A 16,767-nucleotide genomic window follows, 5' to 3' on the forward strand; every position below is an offset into this window, starting at 1 on the left:
CACTTCCTATGACCACTGCACAGGTCGAAAACTCCGCCACGCCTTCCACCACGCCTTCCACCACGCCTTCCACCACGGCCTCCGCGACGCCGGGCGGCCTCACCCCGGCGGCCCGCCGGCTCCTCGAACTGCGCCTGCGCGGCAAGGCGGCCGCCGCCGCGCCCGCGGGCATCTCCCGGCTCGACCCGCGCCCCGCGCAGGCCCCGCTGTCGGCCGCCCAGCAGCGCCTGTACTTCCTCGACCAGCTCGACCCCGGCGGCGTCGAGTACCTGATGCCGACGGCCTGGCGGTTCACCGGGCCGCTGGACACGGCCGCGCTGAGCGCGGCGATCGGGGACCTCGTCACCCGCCACGAGCAGCTGCGGGTGGTGTTCTCCCACGAGGACGGGGTGCCGGCCCAGCGGGTGCTCCCCGCCGCCGAGGCGGCCGGCCTGGACGTGGTCGACCTGTCCGCGGCGGTGCGCGACGGCGGGCCCGGAGCGCTGCCCGAGGCCGTACGGGAGGTGGCGCTGCGCCCGTTCGACCTGGCCGCCGCGCCCCCGTTCCGGGCCACCCTGCTGCGGATCGCGCCCGACGACCACGTGCTGGTACTGGCCATGCACCACATCGTCTCGGACGGCTGGTCGCTGGACCTCCTGACCGCGGACCTGAGCACGTTCTACCTGGCCAGAAGCGAGGGCCGGCCCCCGCGCATCGCGGCGCCACCGGTCGAGTACACCGACTACGCGCACTGGCAGCGCGGGGCCGACGAGAGCACGGAACTGGACTACTGGCGCACGGCCCTCTCCGGCCTGACCCCGCTCGAACTGCCCACCGACCACCCGCGGCCCGCAGTCCGCACCTCCGCCGGGGCCGTGCACACCGTCGAGCTCCCCCGGCCGCTGACGGCGGCCCTGGCCGAGCTCGGCCGACGGGCCGACACCACCTCGTACATGACCCTGATGGCGGCGTTCCAGGCAGCCCTGGCCTTCCACAGCGGCCACGACGACATCGCGATCGGCACCGTCGTCGCCAACCGGGAGCGCCCCGAGATCGAGCACCTGGTCGGGTTCTTCGTGAACACCCTGGTGATCCGCACCGATCTGTCGGGCGACCCGACCGCGGTGCAGCTCCTCGCCCGCACCCGGGACAGCGTCCTGGGCGCCCTCTCGCACCAGAGCCTGCCCTTCGAGCGCGTCGTCGACGAGCTGAGCCCCGAGCGGGACCTGTCGCGCAACCCGCTGTTCCAGGTGCTGTTCTCGCACTCCTCCGCCATGCGGCGGGGCGCGTACGTCCTCGGGGACGCGACGGGTTCGGCGTTCCCCATCGACCTGACCACCGCGAAGTTCGACCTGACGCTGGACGTCAGCGAGGACGCGGACCGCATCCGGCTGCAGTTCGTCTACCGCCCCGACCTGTTCGACGCGCCATCGGTGGCCCGGCTGGCCGAGCACACCGTCGCCGTGCTGCGGGCGTTCGCCGGGGCCCCGGACGTCCCGCTCGCCATGGCCGACCTGCTCACCGCGGACGAGCGGGCCGCCCTGCTCGGCCCCGACGGCCCGGCGAACCGCCCGCAGGCGGGCCGCGTCCCCGAGCCGGCCCCGCGGCCGGCGCTGGAGCGGCTGGCCGAACGGATCCGGCTGGCCCCCACCGCCGTGGCCGTCTCCGGCGGCGGCCGCAGCCTGACGTACGCCGAACTCGACGCGGCCTCCCTCGCCCTGGCCCGGCGGCTGCGGGCCGCGGGCATCGGCCCGGAATCCCTGGTGGGCGTCTGCCTCGGCCGCTCGGTCGACCTGGCCGTCGCGCTGCTCGGCGTATGGCGGGCCGGCGCGGCGTACCTGCCGCTGGACCCCGCCCACCCGCGGGCCCGGCGGGAGTTCACGGTCGGCGACGCCGGGGTGGAGTGGGTGGTCGCCGACTCCGTCGGCCGCACGGCGGTGGAAGGACTGCCGGTGGGCGTGATCCCGCTCGACGGCGCCGCCGACTACACCGCCGACGGCACGGGGGCGTCGGACCCGCTCGCCGGCGTGCTCCCCGGTCCGGACACCCTCGCCTACGTCATCTACACCTCGGGATCGACCGGGCAGCCCAAGGGCGTCGAGGTCACCCACGGCAACCTCGCCTGGCTGCTCGGCGCCGCCGACCGCCACTTCGACTTCGGCGCCGGCGACGTGTGGACGCTGCTGCACTCCCCCGCGTTCGACTTCTCCGTCTGGGAGCTGTGGGCCCCGCTGACCTCCGGCGGCCGGGTGGTGGTGCTGACCGAGGACGAGGTCCGCGACCCCGCCGCGGTGCACGCCGTACTGCGCGACGAGCGCGTCACCGTGCTCAACCAGACCCCGGCGGCGTTCAAGGGGCTGCGGGCCCATCTGGCGCAGCAGGGCGAGGTCTTCGCGGGTCTCGCGCTGCGCACCGTGATCTTCGGCGGTGACGCCTTCGACGCCCGCGACTACCGCGACTGGTTCGCCGTGCCCGAGGGCGAGCGGCCCGCGCTGGTGAACATGTACGGGATCACCGAGACCACCGTGCACGTCACCCACCGGCCGATCACCGAGGCGGACACCGTCTCCCCGGTCTACTCGCCGATCGGCCGCCCCCTGGCGGGCCAGCACGGCTACGTCCTGGACCGGGCGGGCCGGCTGGTTCCGCACGGCACCGTGGGCGAGCTGTACGTGGCCGGCGGGGGCGTCGCCCGCGGCTACCGCAACAGGCCGGAGCTGTCCGCCGAGCGCTTCCCCCTCGACCCCTTCGGTCCGGGCGGGACCCGCATGTACCGCACCGGCGACCTGGTACGGGTGCTGCCCGACGGGCAGCTGGCGTACGCCGGGCGGGCCGACCACCAGGTGAAGATCCGCGGCTTCCGCATCGAGCCCGGTGAGATCGAGACCGCGCTGCGCGCTCTGCCCGGCGTACGGGACGCCGCGGTGGTGGCCCGGCCCGATGCGCACGGCGGGGCCCGCCTGGTCGCCCACGTGGTGCTGGCCGAGGGCCGGCCGCTGGACGCGCCGGACCTGCGCGACCGGCTGCGGCTCACGCTGCCCGAGTACATGGTCCCCGCGCTGTTCGTCCGGCACCCGAAGCTGCCCATCACCGCCAACGGCAAGGTGGACCGCAAGGCACTGGTGGCGGTGGCCGCCGAGGGGGCCGCCGCGCCCGCCGGCCACGTCCCGCCGTCCGGTGCGACCGAGGTGGCACTGGCCCGCATCTGGTCGGACGTGCTGGGCGCCGAGCGGATCAGCCGTACGGCGAACTTCTTCGACCTGGGCGGCGACTCGATGCTGGCCCTGCGCGTGATCGGGCAGGCCCGCTCCGCCGGACTGGGCCTGAGCGTCCCGGACCTGTTCCGGGCCCGCACCCTGGGCGACCTGGCGGCGCTGGCGGCCGAGGCGGCCGATGACGCCGAGCCCGCGCCCGTGGAGCCGTTCTCCCAGCTCGACCCGGCCGACGCGGCCCGGCTGCCGGAGGGGCTCGACGACGCGTACCCGCTGACGATGCTCCAGGCAGGCATGCTGCACGAGATGCTGGCCGACCCGCACCGCGGCGCCTACCACAACGTCACCGACCTCAAGATCACCGTGCCCGAGGGCTTCGACCTCGCCGCGTTCCAGACCGCGGTGGACACCGTCGTGCGCAGCCAGGACATCCTGCGCTCCTCCATCGACCTCGTCTCGTACGGCGAGCCGCTGCAGCTGGTGCACCGCACCGCCGAACTCCCCGTCGGCTACGGCGATCTGCGCGCTCTGAGCCGCGAGGAGCAGCGCGCGGCCGTGAAGGCGTACGTCAAGGAGGAGTTCTCCCGCCGGTTCGACCTGGCCGCCGCGCCGCTGGTGCGCCTCCACCTGCACCAGCTCACCGACCACGAGCTGCGGTTCACGATCACGGATTGCCATGTGGTCCTGGACGGCTGGAGCCTGACCTCGCTCATCGCGGACCTGCTCGACCTGCACCGCCAGGCCGTGGCCCTCGGGCGGGAGCCGAGCCTGCCCCCGTCCCCCCGGTTCGCCGAATACGTGGCGCTGGAGCGGTCGGCGGCCGAGTCCGAGGAGGGGCTGGCCTTCTGGAGCGGCAGGCTGGCCGAGCTGCGGCCCGTACGGTTCCCGCGGCGCGGCAGCGGGTCCTCCTGCGCGGGCAGTTCGGACATCGTGGAGGTCCGGCGCTCGTACGCGGCGCTCGCCGAGCCGATCGGCCGCCTCGCCCGGCTCGCCGGGGTACCGCGGCGGACCGTCCTGCTCGCCGCCTTCCACCATGCGATGGGCCTCTTCGCCGACCTGGACACCGGCCATCCGGCCGCAGGCCACTCGATCGGCCTGGTCACCAACGGCCGTCCGGAGCTGCCGGACGCCGACCGGATGCGCGGGCTGTTCCTCAACAGCGTCCCGTTCGGCATCAGGAGGCCCGGCCCGGGGCACGGCTGGCTGGATCTGCTGCGCACCGTCTTCGCGGCCGAGCAGGATCTCATGCCGCACCGCAGGGTGCCGCTGGCGCGGATCGGCCGGCTGCGGCCGAACGAGCCGGGCCTGGTCGACGTCCTCTTCAACTACGTCAACTTCCACCGGCTCGCCGGGGACAGCTGGGACGAGTCCGAGGAAATCGCGCAGACCATGTTCCCCCTCAACATCAATGTGAGCGTGGAGGGGTTCAGCGTCGACGTCGACACCACACGCGTGGATCCGGCCGCCGCCGAACAGCTCTCCGACGTGGTGTGCAAGCTGCTGGAGACGATGGTCGCCGACCCCGGGGGGCCGGTCACGGCACCACTGCTGGCGACGGACGCGCGTCGGCGCGCCCTGGTGGACTGGGCGCAGGGCCCGGTGGTGGCGAACCCGCCGCAGCTGTTCCACGAGTGGATCGGCGAGCACGCCCGGCGCAGCCCGGACTCGGTGGCCGTCGCCCACGGCACGCAGGAGGTGACGTACGCCGAACTCGACACGTCGGCACGGGCGCTGGCCGCCCGGCTGCGGGAGCTCGGCGTGGGACCCGAGGTGATCGTCGGGATCTGCGCCGACCGGGGCCCCGACATGGTGCGGGCGGTGGTCGCCGTACTCAAGGCGGGCGGCGCGTTCCTCCCCCTCGATCCCCAGCACCCCGCCGAGCGCCTCGCGTTCGTGGCGGGCGACAGCGGGATGCGGGTGCTGCTCACCCAGTCCGCGCTGGCGGGAACCGTACCGTTCGCAGGGGAGACGGTGCTGCTGGACGCGCCCCTTGCGCACCCGGCAGGACCGGCGCCCGCTGCCGGGACCGGTGCCGGTGCCGGCAACACCGCGTACGTGCTGTACACCTCCGGGTCGACCGGCAGGCCCAAGGGCGCCGCGGTACCCCACCGCGGGCTGACGAACCTGATCCACGGCCAGCGGGACGTGTGCCGGCCCACCGGGACCGACCGCGTACTGCAGTTCGCCTCGTTCAGCTTCGACGTGTTCGTCAGCGAACTGACCTGGGCCCTCGCGAACGGGGCGCGCCTGTGCACGGCGCCGAAGGAGGCGCTGCTGCCCGGCCCCGACCTGGCGGCCACGATCAATGCCCAGGGGATCACCGCCGCCGCGCTGCCGCCGAGCTCGCTCGCGGTTCTGGCGGAGGAACGGGAGGAGCTGCCCACGCTGCGCACCATCGTGACCGGCGGCGAGGCGCCCACGGCGGAGATGGCCGACGTGTGGTCCCGCGGCCGGCGCTTCGTCAACTCCTACGGTCTGACGGAGACCTCGGTGTGGTCCTGCGGTGAGATCTGCCGGGTGGGCGGCGGCCTGCCGCCGATCGGCCCGCCGATCCGCAATACGCAGGTGTACGTGCTCGACGACGCGCTCCAGCCGGTGCCGATCGGGGTACCCGGCGAGATCTGCCTCGGCGGCGACGCCGTCGGCCTGTACTACCTGAACCGGCCCGAGCTCACCGCCGCCACCTTCGTGCCCGACCCCTACGGCCCCCCCGGCGGACGGCTGTTCCGCACCGGCGACCTCGGCCGCTACCACGCCGACGGCAGCATCGAATGCCTGGGCCGCCGGGACACCCAGGTCAAACTGCGCGGCTTCCGCATCGAACTGGGCGAGCTCGAACACGCGCTGCGGGAGCTGCCCGCGGTGCACAAGGCGGTGGTCCTGCTCCGCCGCGACCTGCCGGGCGACCCGGCTCTGGTCGCGTACGTGGTCCCCGCGCCGGACTGCGCCCGGGACGCGGAGGCCCTGCGACTGGAGCTGCGCTCCCGGCTGCCCCAGTACATGGTGCCGACGCGGTTCGTGTTCCTGGACGAGCTGCCGCTGAACACCAGCCGGAAGGTGGACCGGGGCGCGCTGCCGCTGCCGCAGGAGCGCTCCGACCTCGACACCGCCTACGTCGCGCCGCGCACGTCGGCCGAGAAGACGCTGGCGGAGGTGTGGCGTACGGTGCTCGGCCTGCCGCGGGTCGGCGTCCACGACGACTTCTTCCGTATCGGCGGCAGCTCCCTGTCGACGGTCCGGGTGGCCGCCCGGGCCGCGGCCCGGGGCCTGGCGGTCTCGGTCCGGGACCTGATCGAGGCGCCCACGATCGCCCAGCTCGCCACCCGTGCCGGGCAGTCTGCGGACAAGGCGGGGGACGGGGCGCAGGACGAGGCGCAGGAGGTCAGGTCCGAGGTCCGGCTTCGGGAGGGCGCGGGCGATCCTCTGTGGTGCGTCCACCCCACGGGCGGCAGCGCTGCCTGGTACGTCGGGCTCGCCCGGGCCCTGCCCGCCGGAGTGCCGGTACGGGCCTTCCAGGCCCGCGGGCTGCTCGGCGGGGTCGACCCGACCACGGTGACCGGCATCGCGGCGAACTACGCGGCCGAGATCACCGCCCATGGGGGAACCGGCCCGCACGCCCTGTTCGGCTGGTCCATGGGCGCCAATCTTGCCCTGGAGATGGCCACACAGCTGCACGGGGCCGGCCACACCGTGGCACCCCTGACACTGATCGAGCCGTACCTGCCCTGCCCCGCTTCCCGGGAGCAGCTCGCCGCCGTCGGCCGGCACATGGAGGAGGGGCTGCGGCTGCGCGACCGGGTGCGCGCCCTGCCGCCGTCGGCCGAACGGGAGGCGACGACCGCCGAGCTCACCGCGCTGCTGCTGGGTGCGGGCATGAGCCCCGGTGAGGCGGCCCTGGTGGAGAACGCCCCGATCGAGGTGTGGCACTCGCTGCTCACCGCCCTGGCCGGCTACGAGCTCCGGCCCTACCCCGGCCACATCCACCTCGTGGTGGGCTCGCAGGCCGCCGGGCTGCCCGACGGAGAGCCGATGCCAGGCCTGGACGTGGGCTTCCGGGAGTACGTCGAATGCTGGCGCGAGCTGGCCCTGGGCGGGCTGACCGTCCACGTGACCGAGGGAGACCACATGTCGCTGATGTCCGAACCCCTGATCGGCACGACCGCAGCCCTGCTGCACTCCATCCGGACGGAGGCCCGCCGATGACTGCGACCGCGACCGGCACGGCGCCGGCACTCGTCCGTGCACCGGCCGGATTCACCGAGCGGTACCTGCTCGACCCCGTCGTCAACGCCGATCCGTACGGGTACCTGGGCTCCCTGCGCGACCACGACCCCGTGTACTGGTCCGCGATGCACCGGGCCTGGCTGGTCACCGGCCACGCCCAGCTGATGCACTGCCTGCGCGAACCGGCGGTCTCCGCCGAGCGGGTGCGCCCGCTGATGGACGCCGTGCCGGAGGGCGCCCGCGAGGACGCCGAGCGGGCCTTCGCGATCCTGTCCCGCTGGATGGTGTTCAACGACCCGCCGCAGCACCGGCGGCTGCGCCAGGTGTTCCAGGAGCAGTTCGCGGCCCGCTCCATCGGCCGCTACCGGGCCTTCGTCGAACGCGCCACCCGGGCCATGCTCGCCCGCCGCGCCGTCCCCGGCCGGATCGGGGACCTGGTCGCCGACATCGCCCGGCCGCTGCCCGCCCTGGTCTTCGCCCGCTGGCTGGGCGTCCCGCAGGCGCACGGCCCGTCCTTCTGGTACTGGAACGCCCGGGTGGGCGACCTCGTCCTGGGCGCGGCCCAGGAGGAGCGCGAGTACCGCACCTCGCTCCAGTCCCTGGTCAACCTGGACGACTACCTCGCCGACCTGGTGAAACAGCGCCGCGCCGACCCCAAGGACGACCTGATCAGCTCCGTGCTGGCGGGCGGCCAGATCGGGAAGTCGGTCAGCGAGGAGGAGTTCGTCGGGATGCTGACCCAGATGGCCTTCGCCGGCGGCGAGACCACCAGCAACCTCATCGTCAATGCCGTACTCGCCCTGCTGGAGCACCCGGACGAGCTGGCGGCCGTACGCGAGGACCCGCACCGGGTGCCCATGGCGGTGGAGGAGGCGCTGCGCTGGGACGGCCCGTCGAAGATGTCGATCCGCACCGCCGCACGGGACTTCGACCTCGACGGCCGTCCGGTCCGCTCGGGTGACCGGATGTTCCTGGTGACCGCCGCGGCCAACCGCGATCCGGAGCGCTTCGCCGAACCGGACCGGTTCAGCGTCCTGCGCGGCAGTGCCTCCCATCTGGGCTTCGGCTTCGGGGCGCACTTCTGCATCGGGGCGGCGCTGGCGCGGCTGGTGGCGGGTGCCGCGGTCGGCGTACTCGTCTGCGAGTACCCGGGCCTGCAGCTGATCGAACAGCGGCACACCTGGCAGCTCTCGCTGCTCAACCGCGCCCTGACCGCCCTGCCCGTCCGCTACTGACAGGCGGAGCCGCCGCCCGGCGGCTCCGCCTCCTGCTCCTGCTTCTCTTCCGGCTCCTCGAAGGGTTTTCCCCATGGCTACCACTCTGGCGGACGCGGGATCACGGCTGCGCGCCCCTGCCCGGCTGCCGTCGTTCCGCCTGCTGTGGCTCGGGCAGTCCCTGTCGCTGCTCGGCGACGGGTTCAGCTACATCGCCTTCGCCTGGATCACGCTCGGCCTGACCGGGTCCACCCTGGCCCTGGGCTATGTACTCGCCTGCCAGGCGGTGCCGCGGGCCCTGCTGACCCTGGTCGGCGGCTCCCTCAGCGACACGTGGTCCTCGCGGACGTTGATGAAGTTCTCCAGCTGGGCCCGGGCCGCCCTGATGGCGGCCGTGGGACTGACCGGGACGGGCGGGGCGCTGACGCTCTGGATGCTGTGCTGTGCCGCCGCGGCCTTCGGCGCCGTCGACGCGTTCTTCCAGCCCGCCAGGGCATCGATCCTGCCGTCGGTGGTGGACAAGGAGCTGCTGGCGCCGGCCAACGCCCTGCTCACGGTCGCCGCCAAGGTCGCAGCGGTGCTGGGCCCGGCCGTCGGTGGCATGGTGGTGGCGTTCAGCAACGCCTCCGTCGCCTTCCTCGTCGACGGGGTGTGCTTCGCGCTGTGCGGACTGTGCATCGCGGGGATTCGGCCCCTGGCGCGGCCCGCGCCGGAGCCGGAGCCGGACGCACCGCACGCGGACGGTGAACGGCCCGCGCCGGCCCCCGCGGCCGGGGACTCGCTGGCCACCCGGATGCGCGCGGGGCTGCGGTACGCCCTGGAGGACCCTCGTATCCGGACGATCCTGGTCGTCGACGCGGCGGTCACCTTCTGCCAATCGGGTCCGTTCACCGTCGGCTTCGCCACTCTGGCCAAGGTCGACCTGCACGGGGGCTCGGCCACCCTCGGACTGCTCAACGGCGCGCTGGCCGGCGGGGCAATGCTGGGCACGCTCGTCGGCGGCGCCCTGGGCAGCCGCCCGCGGGTCGGTCTGCTGATCGCCGCGCTGGCCGGCTGGCTCGCTGTCGGCACTGCGGCGCTCGCCCTGGCCGGCAACACCGCGGCGGCGCTCGCCACGGTCCTGGCGATGGGCTTCGGCATGGGCTTCCAGGGGGTCTTCGGCCTCAGCTGGATCCAGCACAACATCCCCGGCTCCGTACTGAGCCGCGTCATCGCGGTGGACATGGTCATCGGCTACGCCGTCGCCCCGCTCTCGCTGATCGCGTGCGGAGCCGTGGCCGGATCGGGCACCGGCCCGATGTTCGCCCTCTCCGCGGTGATCCTCGTGGTGACGGCGCTGGGAATCCTGAGCTCGAGAACGGTCCGCGCAATGCGCTGACCCGGCCTCGCCCCCGCGTCCTCCCGGCGCGGGGGCCTGCGGGTCAGGACCCCGACGGGGCCAGGGACGCGGAGAGTTCGCAGAGGGCGGCGCGATTGGTGCGGCCCGTCTTGGTGCCGAGGGCCGCGATGTGCTTCTCGACCGTGCGCGGCGAGATGTAGAGGCGTTCGGCGATGTCCTTGTTGCCCAGGCGTTCCGCGAGGAGCCGGAAGACCTCGTACTCGCGGACGGTGACGCCCTGGGCGCGCAGCACCTCCGGGATCGTGCCCGAACCGGAGCGGCGCTGCTGCACCGGGGCGCCCATCCGGCGCAGGGCCGCGCGGCAGGCGCCCGCGACCGCGGCCACGCCGCCCTGGTGGAAGTGCTCTTCGGCCCGGCGCAGCCAGGCCACCGGCTCGCCCCAGCCGTCCTCGTACGCCGCCTCGGCGATCAGCCGCAGCCCCAGGTGGAGCGCGGTGGCGTACGGGGCGGCGGCGCGCAGCGCCTCGGCGACAGCGGCCGCGGCCTCCTCGGGGCGGCGTTCGCGGCCCAGCAGGACGGCTCCGGCGAAGAGGACGAACTGCCGGTTCCAGCGCATCCGCCCGGGTGCGGTGGCGGCGATCTCCTCGTACGCTGCGCGGCCGGCCTCTCCCGACAGCACGTCCAGCAGGACTCCGATGCCGTACCGCCCGCTGAGGTAGTACGTACTGGGATTGGTGTCCTCCAGGTCGGCGACGGCGCGCAGTTCGCGGACGGCGCCGGGCCGGTCCTCCTCCGTCAGCGCGCAGAAGGCCCGGGCGAGGCCGCGGGTCAGCGGTTCCTCCTGGGAGCCGGCCCCGTCCCAGTCGGCGAAGGCGGCAAGTGCGCTCTCCATCGCGGGCCGGTCGCCCCGGTGGGCGGCCAGTGCCGCGCGGGCCATCAGGACGTAGCGGGTGGCGGGGGCCAGCCTGAGCCGCTGTACGACGGCCAGGCACTCCTCGGCCGACTGCTGGGCGGCGGTGAACTCGGCCCGCAGGACCGCGTCCAGGGTCATGATGCCGTCGATGGTGTGGACGATGGTGGCCGAGCCGAGCCGCTGGGCCTCGCTCCGGGCCGCCAGCAGCGGGGCGGTGGCTCCCTCGGTGAGCCAGTTGTTGCCGCCGATCCGGGTGAGCGCGTACATGCGCTGCAGCGGGAGCTGGTGCTGTTCGGCGGTCTGGAGGGCCGATTCCAGCAGGGCGGTGGCCTCGTCGAAGTCCCGTTCGCGGGCCAGGGTGGCGAGGAGTTCCAGGGCCTGGCAGGCGACGGTGGCCAGGCCGTGGCGCTGCGCCGCCTGGAGCGCGGAGTGGGCGAGTTTCTCGGCCAGTTGGGTGCGGTCCGGGCCGGGGGTGTCGAGCGCGAGGTAGGCGGCGGTCACATCGACCGAGGCGGTGCAGCGCTCGTCGGGATGGGCGCCCAGGAGGGTTCTGGCCTGGGCCACCTGTCTATTGCCGTCCTCCCAGCGGCCCGCGGTGTGGGCCACCTTGGCGAGCCGGGTGTGCAGCGCGGCGAGCCGGGTGGCGCTCAGGCCGCTTCCGCCGAGGGTGTGCAGGTTCTCCGCGAACCCGAAGGCCCGGGCGAAGTCGCCGGCTTCGGCGAGCGCGGGGAGCAGGGCCTCCAGGGCGTCGGTGCGGCCGGCCGCGTCCTGGCTGGCGGCGAGCAGCCGTTCGGCGCGGCTGAGCAGGGTGATCGCGGAGCCGATCGCGCCGGCTCCGAGGGCGCGCAGGCCGGCGTCGGTGAACAGGCGGCCTGCCTCGGCCTCGTCGCCCGCCTGGGAGCGCAGCTCGGCCACCAGGGGGCACCAGTCGCCTTCGAGGTCCGGGTAGAGGGAATGCACGGCGTCCGCGGCCCGGCCGGACATGGTCGCCCGGTTGCCCGGGGTGAGCTGGGTGAGCAGGGCCTCGGCGGTGAGCGAGTGGCGGAACGCGTACCAGTCGGGGGCGGGTTCGTCGGGGACGACGAGCTGGGCCGCGACGCCGGCGTGCAGGTGGCTGAGCAGCCCGCGGTCGTCGATGCCGGTCATCCGCTGGAGCACGGTGAGCGGGAAGCGGCGGCCGATCACGGCGGCCGCGGAGAGCAGGGTGAGCCCCTGCGGGCCGAGCCGGTCGATGCGGCGCAGGATGCCCCGGGCAAGGGCGGTGGACACGTCGCTGCGCAGGTCGCCGACCACCCGCCAGCCGTCCTCGAAGCGGACGAGGGCGCCGCTGCCGATCATGCCCTGGAGCAGCTCCTCGACGAGGAACGGGCTGCCGGCGCTGTCGTCCCAGAGCCGCTCCAGGGCCGCCGTCGGCACCAGTTCGGGCTCGGTGTCCAGCTGGGCGGCGATCACCGCGCGGACCTCGGGGCGGGTGAGCGGGGCGAGTTCCAGTACGGTCCCCACGCCGCGCCGACGGGCCGAGTCGGCCATGTCGAGCGCGTCGCAGGGTTCCGTACGGATCGTGGCCAGGAGCACCACGTTGGTGTACTCCAGGTTGTCCACGAGGTATTCGACGACCGCGAGCGTCTCGGGGTCGGCGTCGTGCAGGTCCTCCAGCAGGAGGAGCTGGCCGTGCTCCTTGCCGGTGGCGATGAGCAGCCGCAGCACGGCTTCGCCGAGGATGACCATGGAGCTGTTGTTCTGGGCGTCGCTGCTCCAGTCCGGGATGATCCTGCCGAGGGCGGGCCGGTAGGGGCCCAGCGGCAGGTCGTCCAGGGGTTCGCCGCTGCGGAAGAGCGACATCAGCGCTTCGGTGAGTGGCCGGAAAGGGATGGTGGGGCCGGTGGTGCTGCTCCGGCCCCGCAGGGCCCGCATGCCCATGCCGAGGGCCATGCCGACGGCTTCGGCGGCGAGCCTGGACTTTCCGATTCCGGCCTCGCCGGCCAGGAAGACGACCCCGCCGCGCCCTTCGTCCGCGTCGGTCAGTGCCTGCTTGATCTCACGCAGTTGCGAGTCACGGCCGACGATGTAACGCGAACGGGAACGCATGTCCGCAATCTAGTTCATGCGAACGGCTCATTGTGCGGCGAAAGTTGGCCGTTCCGAACAAGGGCGGAGTGGAGATCCGGGAAAGATCCCGGGAAGATCGGACACGGACTACCAGGTGACGTTCGGGGCCGAGACGCTGGTGTCGATCGTGCTCAGGGTGATCACGATGCCGCTGGTGAGCACCACACCGGCCAGAGCACGGGCCCGGGCGCACGCCTTGTTCCGTCCCGACAGGGTGATCCCGCCGGCCGGGTCCTCGGTCCGCGCCTCTGCGGCGGCCGCGGCGGCGGCCTCGTCGGCGGCGGTGACGGACTGGGCGTTGACCTGGGGCTTCTGCATGGTGGTGAGTACCTTTCTCGTTACCTGATGGGAGTGGTGCTCAGTGCTGCGGTGCTGAGGTGCCGGGGTGCTCGGTGCCGCCGGTCAGGCGGTGGTGTGGGGGCCGCTCGGCGCCGCTGCGGCGCCTTCGAGCAGCAGGACGGACGGGACGGCCTCCGGGAAGCCCAGCCTGAGCAGGGCGTATCCGATGCCGGAGAGCCCGGTGAGGAACCCGGGGGACGGTACGTGGTCGGGGGTGCCGCAGCGGTGGCCGTGGTCCGCCAGCCGGCCGAGGATGTCCCCGGCGCGGTGGCCGAGTGCGGTCCGGGCCCCGTCGTGGCCCTGGCCGGCGAGGACGCCCAGCAGCTCCAGGGATCCGAGGGCGCCGCGGTGCAGGCTGAGGTCGGGGGATTCGAAGGGCGCGCCCAGCAGGGCGGCGCACCGGTCGAGTTCCGCCACGGGGACCGGGTCTGCGGCGGTCCCGAGGACGTCGGCGGCGGCCAGCGCGGTTCCTGCGAGGCCCGTGTGCCAGCCGAGGTCTGCGGGCCGGAGCAGGGCCTCGTCCAGCGCCGGGCGCAGCAGCGCGGCACCCGTGCGGGCGTACGCAGCCCCCGGCTGCCCCGCCTCCTCCAGGGCGGCGGCGTGGCGCAGCAGGGCCCAGCCGATGCCGGCGTCGCCGTGGGCGAAGCCGGGGGCCGCCGGACGCTGTTCGGCGAGCCTCTTCCCGGCCCGGACCAGCAGCCGGTCGGCGAGCCGCTGGGCGACGCCCGACACCTGCGCTCCGTACGTGCGCTGCGCCGCGACCGCCGCGGCCAGGGCTCCGGCGAGGCCGTCGGCCAGATCGGCCGGGCCTTCGGCGCCGTCCTCGGCTTCGGCCCCGGCAGCGCGTTCCAGGGCGGCGAGCGCGTCGGGCAGGCAGTCGGCCAGGCCCTCGCCGAGCAGGGGTGCCAGCCGGGCCGCCGTGTAGACGATGCCGCCGATTCCGTGCAGGGCGCCGGGTCCCACCGCGGCGGCCAGGCCGGGGTCCGCGGCCATTGCGGCCAGCAGCTCGGGCAGCGGCCGTACGGCCTGCCGGGCCAGCGTCGTGTACCGCTCGGCCCCGGTCAGGGCGCCGAGCTGGGCCAGGAAGAGCGCCACGCCGCAGTAGCCCTGGGCGAGCCCACCGCCCATCGGCAGGACGGCCCAGTGCTCGCCGGCCACCTGCTCCAGGCCGAGCCAGTTGACGCGGCCCCCGCCGTGCACCGCCCGGGCCGCGATCTCGTCGGCGATCCCGCAGGCCGCGGCCAGCAGCCGGGACGGCTCGGGCACGGCGGCCGGCGCGGCGGGCCCGGCCAGGGTCGAACGCGGGCCGCCGACACTGAGGTTGGCCCCGGTGACGGCGAGCGTCGCCGAGATGATCCACTCCTGGTCGTGGCGGTCCACCTCCCCCATCGCGGCGATCTTGTCGTGTGCGGTGCGCAGGCTCGGGGCCGTCAGCACCCCGTCGAGCCGGGTGCCCCGGGAGGTCCGCAGCGCGGTGTCCGCGGGGTGGTGGAAGAACAGCGGCACGTCCCCCGACCACAGGTCGGCTATCTCGTCCTCGATCAGCCGCCGGCGGGCCGGGTCGTGCTCGGACTCGGACCAGAGCACGGAGAGCACCGCGTCGCGGGTCAGGGCGTCGCGCAGCAGGTCGGGGTGGGTGGACTCGTCCAGCAGCGTCGTGTAGAGACGGGTCGAGCGGGCGATCAGGCGCCCCGGGCTGGTGGCCCAGCGGTCCAGCAGCCCGCCGTCGGCACCCGCGTCGCCCAGGAGTTCGGCCCGGTGCTCGGTGATCGCGTCGTATCCGGCCCGGAATCCCTCCAGCAGCGCCGCCCGGTGGTCGGCGTGGCCGGCCGCCCGGCCCTGCGGGGCCGGCCGGTTCTGCCCGGCCGGGCTGGCCACCGGTCCGCGCAGCAGCCGCATCCCGTCCGTCCCGGCGGCCTCCCAGCGCAGCCCGTCGCTGGGGTACGAGCCGCCGTCCCCGCCGCCCAGTGCCGAGATGTCCATGGCCCCGTTCTCGCCGATCAGCAGGCTCGGCAGCAGGCAGGTGCGGTACACCGAGGAGGCCAGGGCGTCCGCCGCCGGGTCGGGCCCGCAGGTCACGGCCGCCGGCAGACCGGAGTGGAGCAGGGTCTCGGCGTCCACGAGCACCGGCTGGTCACCGCAGGCGATGACGTTCTCGTAGTGCATGTCCACGCCGTCGATCGCGTAGAGCAGGGCGAGCAGCGCGCCCTGGCGCCGGTAGAACCGGTCCAGTTCGGTGGGCGAGGCGCACCAGCCGTGCTCGATGAACTCCAGCCAGCCGTATCCGTCGCCGCGCACCGACCGCGGGGTCCGCAGGCCCAGTCCCGGCACCTTGCCGTTGGCCCAGGCGACGGCCTGGTCCAGCAGGGCGTGCTGGTCCAGCGGCCGGGGCTTGTACACGACGGTCGAACCGTCGGCGAAGCGCAGCAGGGCCACGGACCGGTTGCCCTGGTGGAGGTCGCCCCGGCCGAGGTCCACCCGGACGAGGGGGCCCGGGTCACGGCCGTGCAGCAGCCCCGCAACGATCTCCGGGCGGTCGGCGGCGAAGCGGTCGAACAGCTCCACGGTGGCCGAGGCCGCGTGGCCGCAGGACTGGCCGAGCATGCGTGCCAGCACCGGGTAGCGGGTGAACAGTTCCGCGAGGCCCTGCCGGGCGGCGAGCAGGGCCAGGAAGGCCGCGAACCGCTCGCGCGGGGTCTCCCCCGCCAACAGGCCCTCCGTGCGGGCCCGGTGGAGTTCGCGGACCAGGGTGCGGGCGGACTGCCGGATCAGCCGGTCGCCGAGCCGTTCCTCGAACGCGGTGCGGACGGCGGCGAGTTCGCCGTCGGCGAGGTCGATGCGTGCGGCCGCCTCCGCCCAGGCGGACCCGATCAGGGGGCGCAGCGCGGGCAGGAACACCGCGGCGCCGTCCGCGTCGGGCGCCGTGGGGGCCGGCAGGCCGGCCCGTGCGGGGGCCGCGGCCACCGTCTGCCCGATGTACCGGGCCCATTGCGGTTCGGCCGTACGGGCGGCCAGCCGGCCGGGGGTCTCCGCCGCGAGGGCGTACGCCACGTCTTCCGCGACTCCCAGGCCCGCCAGCCGGGCCGCGAAGCCCTCCGTGTCCCCCAGGGACCACGATGCCGGTCGGCTGTGGGGGGCGGCGGCCGGTGCGGGTACCGGGGTACCCGGGGCGGCGAGCCGCTCCCGCAGGTTCAGGGCCCGGGCCCACCAGAAGGGGGCCAGGCCGCCGACCTGGGTTTCTTCGGCGGTGGTGGCGGTGTCAGTCACAGGAGAAAACTCGCAGAGTGCGGGGCCGCGCACATGGGGGCCGATCCCCCATATTCCGCGGACCCGCCCCCATGGGCTCCGCGGGCCTGCCGTACGGGGCGGGGCGGCGGCCGTCGGCCGGGGCCGCGGCAGACCGGTCCGGGCAGGTCGCGGGCCTGCCCCCAGGTCTCC

Annotated in this window: 6 protein-coding genes; 3 read left to right on the plus strand and 3 right to left on the minus strand. The window is 74.5% G+C overall.

The genetic code is table 11. The features are described 5' to 3' along the window. Positions 1 to 8 precede the first annotated feature (8 nt). The 3 genes from ABTY04_RS27100 (at position 9) to ABTY04_RS27110 (ending at position 10,007) form a co-directional block, all read left to right on the plus strand. Positions 9 to 7,394 (plus strand): non-ribosomal peptide synthetase, encoded by a 7,386-nt coding sequence (locus ABTY04_RS27100; protein WP_352216002.1) that lies wholly within the window; start codon positions 9 to 11, stop codon positions 7,392 to 7,394. Then, the gene (locus tag ABTY04_RS27105) at positions 7,391 to 8,650 is read left to right on the plus strand and encodes a cytochrome P450 (protein ID WP_352216003.1); all 1,260 of its coding nucleotides are present in this window, start codon (positions 7,391 to 7,393) and stop codon (positions 8,648 to 8,650) included. Before ABTY04_RS27100 ends, ABTY04_RS27105 begins: the two co-directional genes overlap by 4 nt. Positions 8,651 to 8,723: 73 nt before the next feature. Then, positions 8,724 to 10,007, plus strand: a complete 1,284-nt coding sequence (locus ABTY04_RS27110) for an MFS transporter (protein ID WP_352216004.1) — start codon at positions 8,724 to 8,726, stop codon at positions 10,005 to 10,007. 43 nt (positions 10,008 to 10,050) lie between these two features. Here the strand turns inward: ABTY04_RS27110 and ABTY04_RS27115 are convergent, their stop codons facing one another. The 3 genes from ABTY04_RS27115 to ABTY04_RS27125 form a co-directional block, all read right to left on the minus strand. Continuing rightward, entirely contained in the window at positions 10,051 to 12,969 is a 2,919-nt protein-coding gene (locus ABTY04_RS27115; RefSeq protein WP_352216005.1) for a helix-turn-helix transcriptional regulator, read from the minus strand. Between the two features lie 108 nt (positions 12,970 to 13,077). Beyond that, positions 13,078 to 13,308, minus strand: a complete 231-nt coding sequence (locus ABTY04_RS27120; RefSeq protein WP_352216006.1) for a hypothetical protein — start codon at positions 13,306 to 13,308, stop codon at positions 13,078 to 13,080. 84 nt (positions 13,309 to 13,392) lie between these two features. Beyond that, on the minus strand, positions 13,393 to 16,596 hold the full coding sequence (locus ABTY04_RS27125; RefSeq protein WP_352216007.1) for a type 2 lanthipeptide synthetase LanM family protein: 3,204 nt from the start codon (positions 16,594 to 16,596) through the stop codon (positions 13,393 to 13,395). Positions 16,597 to 16,767 lie beyond the last annotated feature (171 nt).

Origin of the sequence: Streptomyces sp. NPDC097981 (assembly GCF_040302565.1) — a bacterium.
In the GTDB taxonomy this organism is placed as follows: domain Bacteria; phylum Actinomycetota; class Actinomycetes; order Streptomycetales; family Streptomycetaceae; genus Streptomyces.